The sequence below is a fragment of the Candidatus Uabimicrobium helgolandensis genome (assembly GCF_041508025.1).
Taxonomy (GTDB): Bacteria; Planctomycetota; Uabimicrobiia; order Uabimicrobiales; family Uabimicrobiaceae; genus Uabimicrobium; species Uabimicrobium helgolandensis.
The window spans coordinates 964,070-979,592 of sequence record NZ_CP165719.1; the positions used below are offsets into that span (position 1 = coordinate 964,070).

At 34.9% G+C, this 15,523-nt stretch carries 6 protein-coding genes; 3 read left to right on the forward strand and 3 right to left on the reverse strand.

What is annotated here, in order from left to right; translation table 11 throughout:
• The first annotated feature begins 13 nt into the window (after positions 1-13).
• On the forward strand, positions 14-904 hold the full coding sequence (locus UABHE_RS03570) for an MBL fold metallo-hydrolase (protein WP_372368851.1): 891 nt from the start codon (positions 14-16) through the stop codon (positions 902-904).
• A gap of 13 nt (positions 905-917) precedes the next feature.
• On the forward strand, positions 918-1,871 hold the full coding sequence (locus tag UABHE_RS03575) for a hypothetical protein (RefSeq protein WP_372368852.1): 954 nt from the start codon (positions 918-920) through the stop codon (positions 1,869-1,871).
• Positions 1,872-2,103: 232 nt separating this feature from the next.
• Here UABHE_RS03575 and UABHE_RS03580 read toward each other — a convergent pair whose 3' ends face one another.
• Positions 2,104-6,018 carry a DUF4062 domain-containing protein gene (locus tag UABHE_RS03580; RefSeq protein ID WP_372368853.1) on the reverse strand — a complete coding sequence of 1,305 codons (3,915 nt, stop codon included), beginning with the start codon at positions 6,016-6,018 and terminating at the stop codon, positions 2,104-2,106.
• Between the two features lie 346 nt (positions 6,019-6,364).
• Between UABHE_RS03580 and UABHE_RS03585 the strand changes: the two genes are divergently transcribed.
• Entirely contained in the window at positions 6,365-9,793 is a 3,429-nt protein-coding gene (locus UABHE_RS03585) for a serine/threonine protein kinase (RefSeq protein ID WP_372368854.1), read from the forward strand.
• 93 nt (positions 9,794-9,886) lie between these two features.
• Here UABHE_RS03585 and UABHE_RS03590 read toward each other — a convergent pair whose 3' ends face one another.
• Both UABHE_RS03590 and UABHE_RS03595 read right to left on the reverse strand, forming a co-directional pair.
• Positions 9,887-12,496 carry a serine/threonine protein kinase gene (locus UABHE_RS03590; RefSeq protein WP_372368856.1) on the reverse strand — a complete coding sequence of 870 codons (2,610 nt, stop codon included), beginning with the start codon at positions 12,494-12,496 and terminating at the stop codon, positions 9,887-9,889.
• 121 nt (positions 12,497-12,617) lie between these two features.
• Positions 12,618-15,284: a protein kinase gene (locus tag UABHE_RS03595; RefSeq protein WP_372368857.1), complete on the reverse strand. Its 2,667-nt coding sequence runs from the start codon at positions 15,282-15,284 to the stop codon at positions 12,618-12,620.
• Between the last annotated feature and the right edge of the window lie 239 nt (positions 15,285-15,523).

Here is a 15,523-nt window from a genome sequence, read left to right on the forward strand (position 1 = left end):
AATGGAGAAACAAATGCAAAAACGCATATTGGTTATAGTTACGATGTTACTATTTACTTGCTTACTTATGGCTCAGAAAACAGTTGAAATAGGAAGTCATAAACTAGACAATAATATTCACATGCTCACTGGACCAGGAGGAAACATTGCTGTTTCTGTTGGACAAGATGGTGTTTTTATTGTGGATGATTTGTACGCACACCATTATACTAAAGTAACAGAAGCTATTAATAAAATTACTCCACAAAAAGTTCGTTTTGTGATTAATACTCATTGGCATGCCGATCATTCCGGTGGAAATGAACTATTTGCTGTAAAACAAAAAAGTACAATTCTAGCACATGATAATGTTCGCAAGACAATGTCCGAACCACAAATGATTCAGTATTTTAAAAGTTTAAAGCCTGCGTCACCTCCTAAAGCTTTACCAGTGGTTACGTATTCAAAGACAATGACACTACATTTTAATGGTGACAATGTCGTTCTTTTCCATGTTCCAAATGCACATACTGACGGTGACTCCATTGTTCATTTTCAAAAATCAAATATTATGCATATGGGGGATACTTTTTTTAAAGGACGTTACCCTTTTATTGATCAAGATCACGGTGGTTCTATAAAGGGTATTATAAATGCTGCCAATGTAGTTTTAAAAATAGCAAATGAAGAAACAAAAATTATTCCAGGTCACGGTAGTGTTGCCAATACTAAAGACCTTACTTCTTATCGCGATATGTTAATTAAAGTTGAAAAGACAGTAAGTGCACTTATCAAAGAAAATTTAACTTTAAAAGAAATTATAGCAAAAGATCCTTTGGCAGATCTAAATCCTATATGGGGACAAGGTTTTATGAAGGCAGATCTTTTTTTAACTATTTTGTTTGATGATTTGCGCGAAGAATAGAAGGTGAGATATTATGCGTTTATATTTATTTCTACTAATAATCAGTGTTGTGTTTGCTGATGAAAGTGGTCTACAATCAAGAAATGTGGAAGTTCGTGCTAGAGCAATTGCTGCGATAGGTTCAGCACAGGGAAAAGAAAATTTTCTCATCTTATACAAACACTCTCGTAAGATGAATACCATCGAAAAGATTGCGTACATGAAAGTTCTTGGTCGGTGGCAGGGAAAAGAATGCACTAAAGCAACAAATATTTTGATAAATACTCTTCTTTCGCGAAGAGAATCGCGACAAGTCAAAATCGAAGCTGCTAATTCGTTGGCAACTGTGGTGAATAGAGATCAAACTCTAGAAGATGGAAAAGCGAAGAGTCGAGTAAAGAAAGCGGTAGGCGCTTTAAAGAAAGGCTTAGTAAATACTCGAAATTCTTATCAAGTACGCGAGAGTATTATCGGCGCTTTTACAACAATTGGTGGACTAGATCATATAAAAGTAATTTCCTTAGGTTTAAAAGATAAATACCAAATGGTACGCATTCGTTCGATACAAGCATTTCGTAGTCTAAATGCTGTAGACCATGTAAAGCTACTGATAAAATCTTGTTTACGAGAGAAACATTCAACAATTCAGAAAGAGTATGTTGAGACTATTTACGAATTGAATAAGGAAAAGGGTTTTCCTTTTTTTGTGAAAATACTTAACAATCGCAAAAATGCAAATCATCTTCGTATTAGGTTAATAGAAATGATCGCTAGTTATCACAGTGAAGAGTTTCGCAATTTTCATAGTAAAGCTGTAAAAGCCATTGCTAAGTGTTATCCTAACGAAACTGATTTAAGTACCAAGAAAGCCGTTATTCGTGCTTTAGGTAATTTCAACGTCAATGAGCCAAGTATCCGTCGCATATATGCAATGACGCAAAAAGAGCGCGATTCACTTAAAGAATTAGGGGCACAATTTCTTAAGTAACGCAACTGATTTAAAACAGAGAATTTTTGTCGTTCGCGATAAATACGAAAGACAAAAATTTTCTATTTTAAATTTGGTCTGAGATACTTATTTATAAATAAGTATCTCAGACCAAAGCTCTCCTAGTTCTAAATGCAATAGTGATTTAACAACTATGTGACTTCTGTTTGGGCTAATATATTCAATATTTTTAGCGCTATTATGAATTCCTTAAGGCAGTTATCTATACTTCCTAGCCACTACACATTTGCAAAATAGGTAAGTAGCCGCTGCCTGTACTTCCGGTAATGACATTATTGGAATTCATGCATATTAAGTCAATATTTTGCGGCCAATGTGCAATAATTTTGCCGTTTTTTCTATCGATAATATCAGTACGTAAATTACTAGAAGATGCGAGGTAAGAAGTACTTTCGTCGAAAACATGGTCGATATGTATTTTTCCGTGCATTTCTTTTATACATTTTAAAGTTTTTACATCCCAAATTTTAACCATTCCATCCCAACCCCAGGTTACAATAGAACTACCATCTTGGCAAAAACGAACACTTTGAATATTACGCCTGTGCCCATAAATATTGTGCAAGCATTTTCCCGTTGTACTGTCCCAAATACAAATGCGGCAATCTCCAGAAACAGAAACGATGTATTTACCATCAGGGCTGTAGTCAATATCTCGTACCCACTTTTTATGTTCGCGTAGAGCAAATAGACATTCGCCACTGTCTACTGACCAAATTCGTATTGTGGTGTCTTTACTACAAGAAGCTATTTGAGAATTATTTGGATGAAAAAGTGCTTTTTGTACCCAGTCTTCGTGACCAGAATATCTTTGTAACCGCTCTCCACTATCTAGGTCCCATAGATGAATAAATTTATCACGGCTACTCGAAATAAGATATTTTTTGTTTTTACTCAAAGAAAGAGAAGTAATACCACTTTTGTGCTTAGAATGAATAATTTTTGTATTGTTTGAATTCCAAATATAAATATTGCGGTCGTTTCCAGCTGCGATTATTTTCTCAGAGTCTTTATCATAAATTAAACTGTTAACGCGACCACTATCGACTTTAAAAGTCTTAGCTAACTCTCCATTTTCTTTCCACATTTTAACTGTACTATCCCAAGATGCTGAGAGAAAATAATGAGGTTTTTGCCAATTAATTTCAGATATCTTATCTTGATGCTCATCATTTTGTTTTAAAGTAGCTTTTTTCTTTAAATTCCATAAGCATACTGATTTATCTTTGGAGCACGAAGCGAGGTATTTGCCCTTTGGAGAAAAACTTACACCGTGTAAACGCGCTTGGTGGCCGTGAAGTACACTAATACATTCTCCACTGTGGAAATTCCACACGCGTATATGTTTGTCTTCTCCTCCAGATGCAAGGTAATTTCCACATGGTGAAATGTCAATGTCGTTTACACCTCCAACTGTATGACCAAGTAAGGTTTTTTCGCAAATATTGTCATCTAAATTCCAAATACGAATAGATTTGTCTCGCGAACTTGAAATGACTTTATTTTCAGTAGGATGAAACACAACACTCCATACCTCCGCGTCATGTGTAAATTGAGCTATTTCTTCATTGCTCTCTAGATTCCATATGCGTACTGTTTTATCTCTCGATCCTGAGACTAGAAGTTTTTTCGTTGGATGGAATGCAACGCTTTTTACCCAGTCTTCGTGTCCGTATAAACTTTTTATTTTGTTGCGAGATTCAATTGAGAAAATGGAAATGGCATTATCCTCGCGACCGGCGCAGACCCACAATTTTTCGTTAACATCCAAACATTCTATTTTATTGGGACTTTGGTCTATCGTTTCATAACACTCTCCACTTTTTGCGTCCCATATTTTTATTAATCCATCTCGACCTGAAGATATGATTTGTTTTCCATTGAAGGTATACCTTGCCTTGCTTACAGCTGCCTGATGCCCTGCTAGTATTTGAAAACATTCGCCACTAGCAACATCCCAAACGCGTAATTTCATATCGTAGAGGCCGCCCGTTGAAACCATCGTTTCTCCGTCAGGAGAAAAGGCTATATCATTGATTCGACCAAAATGAAACCGCAAGTTTTTTTCGAGAGGAGAATGAAGGAGATTTTGCGGAGGTTTTAAACTACGAATCCAAATGTGTTTTTCTTGCTCTTTTTTTTGCCGCCATGCTTCTACAAATAAATGAATAGAGCTGTTTTTTTCTGTCCAGTATCCAAGGTTCCAAGCGGTTTGAAATAGCGTTTGTGGATTTCTACGTAAAAAAGGTAAGTATAGTTGTACAATGCGATATAAATCGGAAATTAGAGTTAGGTCTGAGTTAAACAGAAAACAATTTTTTACTTTTAATTCTCGAGGGACTGGTACTGACTTTTCAAAAAGAATTCTCTGAAAATCTTGCGCAAGATCTTCCATCATATTTGCTTTGTGCTCAAGAAAATTTACATTACTTAGAAGCTCTACTAGAGAAGAATATCGTTCTCCCCACTGTAATTGATAAGGTAATTCGTATTGTGTTCTCTCGTATTCGAAACCTTTACTTTGTAAATATTTAGCTAGAAATTGATGATAGTGACGAAGTTTTACTTTTCCTAAACGCATTTTTACAGTGCGTTCAAATTCAGGATGAAAAAAAGTAAAAAGATGATTGCGACGTGTGATAAAATTTGCTAAGGATTTTTGGATGATCAGCGTAAGGTCTCCGCTTACTGATTGTTGTGAACTTTCATAGAATAAGACTTCTTCTAATTCACTTTCAGATAATCCTGAACGACTAGCAGCAATTGATCCAAGGTATTTTTCAATAAGGTCTTGCCCATATTTATTTTCGAGGCGCTCTAATACTTGTTCAAATAACTTATCTACACTTTGAGCTAATTGTCCTACCGCCATACCCGAAGAAAGCATTTCATCGAAAGCAACTTTTAAAAATAAAGGACTCCCAGCAGCGCGTTTTTTTAAAACTAGTTTATCGGCATGGTCGAGTTCGCAATTATGGTTGTCCTGGTAGTAATCAATTAGAGATTCGATTTCGTTTTCTTCTAGAGGAGGGAGTTCTGTTGTTTTTAAGTTGGAAATTTGGGAAATTTTTGGCCATGGATTTACTGGGCGCGTTGTTAAAACCACACGTATATTTTTAGGTAGATTGCGTGGAAGCCAGTGTAGTTCAAGTGCTTTACCTTGTGCCTCATCAAGACCATCAATGCAGACAATGATTTTGTTTTTTGATTTTTCTAAAGCATTGGTTATTGAGCCGCGTAAATCGTTTTCATCTATGTCGTGATTTAAGATCTGCAACTCTTGAAGTTGCTCTGCTAAACTTTCGAGAATTTTATTGGTTTGTGCAGTATTTGTTCCACCCATACTCATATAGTGCCATATAACAGGAATATTCTTTTGTCGTAATTCTTGGATAAAGTAAGCCAATAAAGCAGATTTCCCAGTTCCTGCAACAGCACGTACGCACATATAGTTTTGCTTTGTTTCGTTTTGGCTAAAAGTACGTAATTCTTTTAGATATTGCTCGCGCCCAACAAAACCTTTGACTTTTTCGTTGATAATGTCTTCGCGAGATTCAGACATTGAAGAAACTTGAAAGTTCATTTTTTGAGGGTAATCACGCTCTAATCGTTTTTCTAATTCATTTTCTATAGTTTCTAAAATAGTTTTACTAGATTCGTATGAAAAAACTTGTTCGTTTTGATCACGTAGTGTTTGTTTTAGTTTTTTTATCGATTGTAAATCCTCTGCACTCTCATTGACATCATCTCGCTCTTGGTTTTCTAACAAGTAGAATCGCTTGTTTTCATCGATTGTATTTTGAGAATGATGTATTTCCATTGCCGTGATGGAAAGGCGTTGCGTATTTACTTTTCCTTGGGCTTCTTTTTGTGGACGCCAACCGTAACGATGGCCCAGTATGCCGACAAAATACTGACACTCATCTATTTTTTCTAAACACCAATTAACAAGATCTTCTTCTTTATGTTTTTGTCGCCAACGTAGATCGTAAGGAACAATAGCTATTTTTCTATCATAGAATTTCTGTTGTAGATTGCGAAAAATTTCCGCTAGTCTATCTCTTTCCAATTCTAGATCTTTAAAAGTAGAACTGATAAAAATTTTGACAGTTTTCCATACGTACATTTATTCAACTCCTCTGAATAGAGCATGCGATCAACCATGCCTTGATTGTTCGCGATGGTCAAGGATCACGCCGCTACGGTTACGATAGTTATTAAATCTAATTGATGACACTCCTCATTACATAAAACCATTTGACTAAAAATTATATCGAGAATACTTTCTATTCTAATATATTATCGTCAATGTTGCTTTTTAAAGTTGTTTTTTTTATGAATGTACCTTTGTTGTTCTAACGAGGCTGTTTGCAAGCGCGCTCGAAGAAAGAACTTGCGAAAAATGCTTTTAGAATCTATAATAAAAAAAACTCGCAATGAATTTTATAACCGATAAATACAGGAATACAACCATGGTCAATGAATTAAAAACTGCCCAAAAAGCAATAGAGATTGGTTTAATTTCAAAAAGTCAATTAGACGAATGTTTAAAAATACAAAAAGACATTGGTTCTTTGGGAATGGACCAGAAAACATTAGGTGAAATTCTTATTTCTAAAGAGTATATTTCTCAAGAAGATTGGCAGGAAGCAGCCAATGACGTCATGGATTTTGATGGAAGTTTTTTTAATGATTCAACGCACAAAACTATAAAAATTAATGATACAGACAAGACAATTCCAACATTAGAAAAAGATCTTCTTCCACAAAAAAATGTTCCTGTAATTGATGGCTACGATATTATTGAAGAGATTGGTAAAGGAGCTATGGGAAGTGTATACAGAGGTGTTCAGGTATCAATGGAACGTCCTGTTGCTATTAAAGTCCTAGATAAAAAGCTTAGCAAAGATAAAAATTTAGTAGATCGCTTTACTCTTGAAGCGCGGACAACTGCAAGATTGAGCCATGATAATATTATTGGTGGTATAGATGCAGGAAAAACAAAGGATGACATTCATTATTTTGTGATGGAGTTTATCGAAGGACAGTCTATTGGCGATCTTCTTGATGAACAACAAAAACTCGAAGTTGAGGAAGCTGCTAATATGCTAATGCAGGTAGCAGATGCCTTGGATTATGCACATGAAGAAGGTATTATTCATCGCGATATAAAACCAGATAATATAATTCTTACTGAAGAAGGTATTCCTAAACTTTGCGATTTGGGGCTAGTGCGCGATTTTGGTAATGATAGCCGCTTGACAATGGAAGGACATGCTCTTGGAACTCCACACTATATCTCTCCAGAACAAGCACGAGGGCTTCGTGATGAAATAGACCATCGCTCAGATATATATTCTTTAGGGGCGAGTTTTTACCATATGATAACTGGTTCACCTCCTTTTCCACAAAAAAACCCTGCTGTTGTCTGCGCAATGCATGCGACAAAGCCATTTCCTCATCCACACTCTATTGACTCAAGTATTCCAAAACAAGTTTGCAAAATTATAGAGCGTTGTACGCAAAAAAAACCAAATAAGCGCTACCAGTCGTGCCAAGAAATTGTTCGAGATTTGCGTAAATTTTTGGATAACTATACTCCTTTCCAAGATGATGATGAAGTCGAAAATGAATATGAGAATGATGAAGGATACGATGATTACGACTACGATGAAGGGGAAAAGCCTTTAGAGTTTATTGAAGATAAGCCTCAGCCACGTCGTAATGCACGTCGAAGACGTGCTGCTACTTATCGTGCTGTTCCTGTCCAACAAGTAGCTACAAAAAATTATTCTACTTCGTCAGTAATTGTCGCTATACTCTCTGTGCTAATTTTATTTGCCGGTTCAGGATACTTTGTTTACGCCTTTTTTATTGTTGATAAAAAACCTATTGGTAAAGATCCTATAGATTCGCAACCTATTTCTCAAGAAGATGATTTTGAAAAAATAAAAGAAGGCATTGTTGTTTTTTTACCAAATACGAGTGTTCTTGATTTGGATAACCGCGATATTATCAATGAAGAGTACAACAAGTATTCCACTCTGAAAAAAGAATATAAAGGTAGAATAGAGAAAGATGAGAAACTGAAGTCTTTTGAAAAGAAAATTTTTGCTTTTATTGATGAAGAGCAACAAAAATTTGATAAAAATCTAAAGATTGAAGCTCAAAAACGTTACGATAAAATTATAGCAGAGGTTTCTAAAGCGGAAAAACGTTGGAAAAACAAAGACGAAGATGCGCCATCTATAGATTTGAAAACAGCTCATGACCTTTTAGATTCATTTCCTAGGGGTTTGGAAACGACCGGAAAAGGCAAAGAGATTCTACAAAAAAAAGAGACTATCCTCTATCTTTTGAATGACGAAATTAGTAGAGGAGAAAAAAAGGCTGTTATACTTCGCAAGAATAAAAAATATCCAGAAGCACTGAAGATCTATGAAAAGCTATTACTTTTTGCTTTGGACGCTGACAAACTAAAATTTGAGAGAGCAATAAGGAAGACGAAAAAAGAATATAAAGGACATGAAAAAAAGATTCTTTTAACAGAAGGGCCAAAGTTTCGCGAAGGTATTGATCGACCTCTTTTAAAAGGAATTGATTTTTACGGTGAAGCTGAAGAACATGTGAAAAGTTATCAAGAAAGAACGGGTTTTGAGGGAATTGTAGCGCAAGAGTTAAAAAAGCTACGTTATTATACTGCAATTTCAAAACAACTAATCAACAAAAAATTATTGAAAGAAATAAAAACGGCAAGTCCGAAAAGTACCTTACGTAAAATGCGAATTAGAGCAAATGATGAAAGTCTATGGGCATTAGGGGTTGCGATTATTCCCCAAGATTACATTCGCAAATCTTATGAGATACTAAAAAACAATCCTTTTGACAATAAAATTTATCTTCAATATCTAACGAGAAAAATAGCAAATGATGATGCCAAAATTCTTTACAAAAAAACAGCAAAGTCGGCAAGAAGTAATGTAAAGAAAGCATATTCCCTTGTAAGTGAATTAATGGGAAGAAAATATAGAAAGACTCAGTATTTTGTGGAAAATACGAATAACATTCGCAAATTAAAAAATACAATTGAGTCGAATTATCTTAAAAAATATGCGCTTGAGTTGTATTTTGAAAATTCGTTTAGTGAGCTAGATTATAAAACTTTGGCGTTTTCTATAGATTATAGTTTAGAAAGTGGAAAACACCTAAAAGACTTTTTTGGAACAACTCAAAGTCAATTTTGTAGTATAAAAGAGTTAAAATTACATTGCTACACAACTCGTATAAAAGATGTTTTTGAGATTTACTGGAAAGGAAAAATAAGAGGTAACTTGTATACGGAAGTGCTTGTTACTCCTGATGATGATAACACTACCAATTTAGGGCTGTGTTTTTTCAAGAAATCCGAACAATTAGATAGTTTAGATAAACATTTGTTTTTGATTAACTACTCAACCCGAGATCTAGTTTTACATGAAATAAACAACAAGGTAGACAATGCTATTTCTTATAAATCGCAAATAGCAAAAATCGACAAGGAAAAGGATGTTGCTGTTTTAGGATATGTAGATGGTAAAGCAACCTATTTGAGATTCGAGCAAAAATATAATCAAATACCAATAAAAAAATTGCCATTAAACAAAGTAGTGAGTCAAAAAGAGATATTTTTATCTATCGATGTTAGTGGTAATCGCATTGAAGCAAAAGCAGCAAAACTAAAAACTAAAACTGATAAAATACGCAGCACAAAAGGATATGTTGGTTTTTATTCTAACTCTAGGGCCATTTTTTCCCGTTTGAAAATAAAAGGGACATTTGATGAAGGTTGGGTAAAAGATACTGTTCGCTACGTACAAAAAAACCGCAAAAAATATCTCGAAATTGCTCGTAAAAGAAAATAGCAATAAACTATAAAATGAAACGCGGTGTAGGGGTCTTGCTAACCTTACACCGCGCTGCTATAAGAAAATTATTTCAAAGATTTGCATGCTGTATTACTTGAGCCACTCAACAACAACCTTTTCTTTACTGGTTGTTAGAGTATCGCTAACCTTTCGTTGAAAGATTTCAGCTGTTGTTTTCCTTGGGCGCGATTCTAAAAGTTCCTCAATTCGTTGTCCGTGTATAAGATCTGTGCGATAACTAAATTTAGAATATTGCTTTGAATCTTGCGATTTTGTATGGTTTATTGAACTAACGTATTTTTGCGATTTATCAGACCAATTTTTTCCCAAAGACCATAATTGCAATTTACCTTCACAATAAGTCAATAAAAAATCATTATTTATAGAAACAGAAACTGCAGATAAAGATAATTTTTGATGAAACTGTAGTTTGAGGTCGCTGTTTTCTTTTGAGGAAACAATTTGTTTGTTTCTCGAAATACGTTGTTGTTGCATCATCGGACTATAAGTCGTTTGTTGTTGCTGCATCTGCATATTAATTGGTAAGCGCTCTTTTTCGGTAATTTTCCAAATGTAAATATTCTTTGCATCGTAAATAACGAGAGTTTTATCATGAAGAATAATTTGTGCTTTGTCAGAGTCTATTTGCGAGGGGATTTGGGCGAGTTCTAAATAACTTTTATCTTTGAAAAAATGTACCATTAATTTTCCATTTTTCGATAGTGTTGCCAATAAATCGCTAGAGTAAAAATACTGTTTATTACTATTTCTTCCGCTTGTGAATTTCTTTCCTGTAAAATCTTTATTTATAAGAGAAAAGTCTTTACAGTGTTCACTGTAATTGACACGTAGAGTATCCTCGTTTAAAAAGCTTAGGGTAAGTGAATCGCAGAATGATTTAAATACTTTCTTTCCTTTGTACTTTCTTTTTTTTTCGCGTATAGAAAATGAATGTACATGTTCTCCAGAAGATTGCCAAATTTGTATAGTATTGTTATTGTGTGCTGCAACAAACTTACCTTCCTCACTCACTACGATTTCCGACATAGCAAAGTTATAAGAAAATTGCCTGTGTATTTTTTTTGCCATGCAATCCCATATAACGATTTCTTTTTGCCTGGCAATTGCAATATAGTTTCCAGTTATTGGAGAAAAATGTGCTTCTTTGTTAAATTTGCCAATGTTGTGCGTTGATACATTACTATTTGTATAGAGATTGTTGTATTTTATAGTGCCATCTTCAGAAAAAATGATGACTTCCTCTTTGTAAACATTAAAATGTAGTGAAGATAGCTTTTTTTCCCAAATTAAGCCATAGTTTATTATTGATTCGTGGATAAGATTTTTTAGTTCTTTTTGCAATTTGGGATCGCGCATTTTTTGGTCAACAGTAAATTCCAAGCCCGCTCCAGCGAGAGCAGCAATATCACCCCACAAAACACTATTTTTAGTTGTAGTAGCTGTATTTTTGAGTTCTAATGCTTTGGCTTGGGCAATTTTTGCTAAGTGTAAATTGGCATTTTTACGTTCGCTATCGGCTTTTTGTTTCGCTCTTTGTGCGTTTTTACTTTGCTTCTCTGCGTATTGTCTTTGCTGTTCGCTATTTTTCCACTGAATGTATGAAAAAATACCTGAAGCAGAAATAATGAAAAATACAGCTGCCAGAGACAACACCAAGACTTTATTGCGTAATATAAATTTCTTGGCATTAGTAAAAGCATTTGGTGGCGTAGCGCTAATAGGACGGTGGTGTAAATAATTTTGTAGATCTGTAGCAAGAAGTGCGGCATCTTGATAACGCTTTTGCGGATTTCTTTCTAAACACTTTAGACAAATTGCTTCTAACTCTCTGGGGATGTCAGGATTTAGTTGTGAGGGAGAGATAATCTCACTGTGAAAAATTTGATGAAGAACATTAATATGAGATTCTCCATCAAAAGGTGGACGTTTACATAGTAGTTCGTATATTGTGGCACCCAGAGAATAAACATCACTACGGCGATCAACAGTGCGACCCTCTGCTTGCTCAGCAGGCATGTAAGCTAATGTTCCGAGTATAGATCCAGGGCTTGAAAGGCTTTGCTGAACGTCCAACATTTTTGCTAAGCCGAAGTCCATAATCTTTGGCTCGTTGTCTGAGGTTAGCATTATGTTCGAAGGTTTTATATCGCGATGAATAATATCTTTTTCATGAGCAAAGTGAAGTGCGCTGGCTATTTCACTTCCCAATCTGGCGACAAGTTGGTAAGACATCGAATATCTTCGCGAAAGAGTATCTCCATCTATATATTCCATCACTAAATGATACTGTGGAGTCTCTCCTGAAGAAAATAACTTTACAATACTTGAGTGTTCTAACTTTGCTGTCGCTTGCGCTTCTTGGACAAATCTTTGTAATTGTACTTCACTAAGATTTTGCGAAAGGATAAGTTTTAAAGCCACAAACCTTTGTAATTTTGTATCAAAAGCTTTATACACAACCCCCATTCCACCACGACCAAGTAACGATTCAATACGATAGTGTCCAAACATCTCTCCTTGTTGTAAAATAGAAGCGGGTTTTTTTGCAGAATTGTTTGTTGATAAACTAATGACTGTTGGATTTTCTGCGGTGTCTTTCTCATCTATAATCGTTTGTTCGTGTGAAATACTATCTTTACCATTATCATTATCTAAGTCGCATAACGTTTTATTGTCCATGCTTTTCCTTTCAGAAAAAATACCTCTGTAAAAAAGAAAAGCCCTCATTACGAGGGCTTTTCTTTTAGTATAGAAATACAAACATAGTTTACACTAAAGATCTTACAAAGTTAGGCATATACTATTTTTGGACATTGTACTTCCATAGTTCTATGTCATCTAAACTAGAAGAAATAATTGTATTCTCGTCTTGGGAAAATGATATACTCACAATTGAACTATTGTGTTTGACAAGGGCCGCGGCTTTGGATGTTCCATTTTGAAGTAGAACAATCTTACCATCTTCGTTTCCCATTGCTATCATACTGCTACGAGAACAAATAGCTATACAAGAAACAATATTATGGGTATTGATTTTTATGTTGTCTTCAATTTCTATTGCTTCTGCTTGTAAAGAGCTACGCCAAAGTGTAATATTTCCATCCAAATAAGTGACTACTGTAAATTGCTGTGCAGCGAAATCAAACTCGTGATTCATAAACTGGTATTCGCTATACTCACTAATATTTTTCTTAGCAAGAACAGGATTCATCACAAATGTGTTTTCTAATAAATCTCCCGTTTCTACACTCCAAGTAAGTAGAGATTTACTTTCACTACCAGTATAAAATACATTTTTTTCCGGATCGAAAGCAACATAGACAATTGGATCAAAATGCGCATTTAGCGTAAAAATAGGGGTAATTGCTAACGCCGTTACTTTTCCTGGCTTTTGCTTTATTTTGATTTTTGAAATATCCCATAGTTTTACAGTACCATCTTCAGCGCCTGTAAGCACAAATTCGCCTTTTATTGCTAAGCCTAATACTTTGCTACCATGGCGTAGGGTATTTCTTTTTGTTGTTGCTGTATCGCCGATGACAAAATTTCCATCATTGTAGCCTAGTAAAAAACGTTCGCCGTTTTGCGAAAGTGCGCTGCTTGTCAATTGTGCTTTGATTGGAAAATTGTTTTTACCACTTGTCGGTAAAGTATTTTTCAATTGTCCATTGTTGACAAGAAGTGGATTTTTAGGCTTTTTTGGTGTTGGATCTGGAGATGGATTTGGCGATGGATCTTGCGGTTCACTAGGATTTCCGCTGTTACCATTATTTGGTTGTTTTGATGATGGTGTTTTACGTTTTTTTGTAGTGTTATTCTTTTTTGTAGTGTTGTTCTTCGCAATAGCATTTTCATTTTTTACTTTTACAGATTTTTCTGTTTTTGTAGAAGCATCTGCTACATCAAATGCATTACGCTTTTTTTTCTTATTTACAACAACTTGTTCTTGCTCTTGTTGATTTTGTAATTTTGCAATTTTAATCAATTCATTTTTTAATTTAATTTGATTGATCAAATCAGTATTTAATTTGCGAATAAGTATTTGAGGTTTATTCTGTAGTTTTGCTTTTTTCAATGTCTTTTGCAAATGAACAATTTTTTGTTGTTGTTGTTTTATTTGCCCGCTCAATAAAGAATGACTTTTTACAATCTTTTTCATCTCATGGTTTTTAGCCACAAGCTTATCATTTACTGATTGTAATTTCTCGATTTGCTGTGTTTGTGCTTGTTCCCCATTTTCCAGTGGGTGGTTCGTACTATACCATACAGCTGCAAAAGCGAATAGAATACATGCTACACCCGCCATAACACCGCAAAAAGCTCTATTGCGTTGTATAAATTTTGTCATAGCAGATATTCTTGTTGGCGGTTTTGCAATTATTGGACGATTGTGTAAGTAATTGTCCAAATCTTTGATCAGCTCACTCATATAACGATAGCGCTTCTCTGGGTTTTTTTCTAAACACTTAAGTGCAATTGCTGAAAGTTCTATAGGTACATTTGGGTTGATATTTCTTGGGCATTCTGGATCTTGGTGTAAGATTTGATAGAACACACTCATATGAGAATCACCTTCGAAAGGCGCTTTTCCTACAAGAAGTTCATAGAATGTTGCTCCCAAAGAATATACATCGGTACGAAAATCAATCGCCTCGTTTTGCGCTTGTTCTGGAGACATATAGAGAAGTGTACCTAATAAATCACCTGTTTTTGATATATCATCGGCGCGATTTATAAGTTTTGCGATTCCAAAATCGAGAATTTTTACTTCACCATTTTTATCTATAATGATGTTTGATGGTTTTATATCGCGGTGAATGACACCTTGTTTGTGTGCTTCATCGATAGCGATAGCTATTTTTTTAATTAGTTCAGTAGCTTTTTTAGGAAAAAGTCTTCGTTCGCGACTAAGATCTTTTAAGGTGACACCATCTACATATTCCATAGCAAAGTAGTGTTGTGGTTTATCACCAATATCGTACAATTGCACGATATTAGGATGATTTAATTTAGCAATTGCTTTCGCTTCTTGGCGAAAACGTCTAATTTCTTTGCTGTGTGCATTTGGTATATGTGATAAAACCTTTAACGCAACTTCGCGGTCGAGTTTTTCATCAACAGCTTTGTAGACCAGTCCCATTCCACCGGCACCGATTTTTTCAGTGACAGTGTAGTGAGCGAATTTTTGCTTTTCTTGCAAGCCTTGATGAATCAATTGTTGTTGATCTGTAACTTGATCTCTAGGTGCTACAGGAACAAAACTTCCGAGTGTTTCCCAATTGACAGTATCTTCGTCAAGTTTTGAAATCTCAAAAAGGCTACTCACCCCGTTTAGTTCCGCTGACGAAACACTCATCGCGTTTTCTTGTTGTTCATTATCTTTTACACAATCAACATCGAAAAAACTATCCATGTCAATAGAATCTAGTGAATCTAAATCTTGCTTAGGTTTATGTTTATCTTCCATAAATCCTCCCCTTAGTAAACCATTGTGATTATTGTCACTTTGGCTATATTATATATACACTGTAAGTATACCATCTCAGGGGGTGTTTGCAATGAATTTTTACATAAATTTAAGTTATTTTAGTAGGTGGAGAAACGCTCTAAAAGCGCCTGACAAAAATACTTGTCATTACTCGGATTTTTTTGCTATTGTCATAAATTATGCTTACAATAATTAGGATTTAACTCTCTCTGTATTCA

What these genes read in the sequence shown, in the direction of transcription:
- UABHE_RS03585 (WP_372368854.1), top strand. Translation starts at nt 6,365, where the DNA reads ATGGTCAATGAATTAAAAACTGCCCAAAAAGCAATAGAGATTGGTTTA.
- UABHE_RS03590 (WP_372368856.1), bottom strand. Translation starts at nt 12,496, where the DNA reads ATGGACAATAAAACGTTATGCGACTTAGATAATGATAATGGTAAAGAT.
- UABHE_RS03575 (WP_372368852.1), top strand. Translation starts at nt 918, where the DNA reads ATGCGTTTATATTTATTTCTACTAATAATCAGTGTTGTGTTTGCTGAT.
- UABHE_RS03595 (WP_372368857.1), bottom strand. Translation starts at nt 15,284, where the DNA reads ATGGAAGATAAACATAAACCTAAGCAAGATTTAGATTCACTAGATTCT.
- UABHE_RS03580 (WP_372368853.1), bottom strand. Translation starts at nt 6,018, where the DNA reads ATGTACGTATGGAAAACTGTCAAAATTTTTATCAGTTCTACTTTTAAA.
- UABHE_RS03570 (WP_372368851.1), top strand. Translation starts at nt 14, where the DNA reads ATGCAAAAACGCATATTGGTTATAGTTACGATGTTACTATTTACTTGC.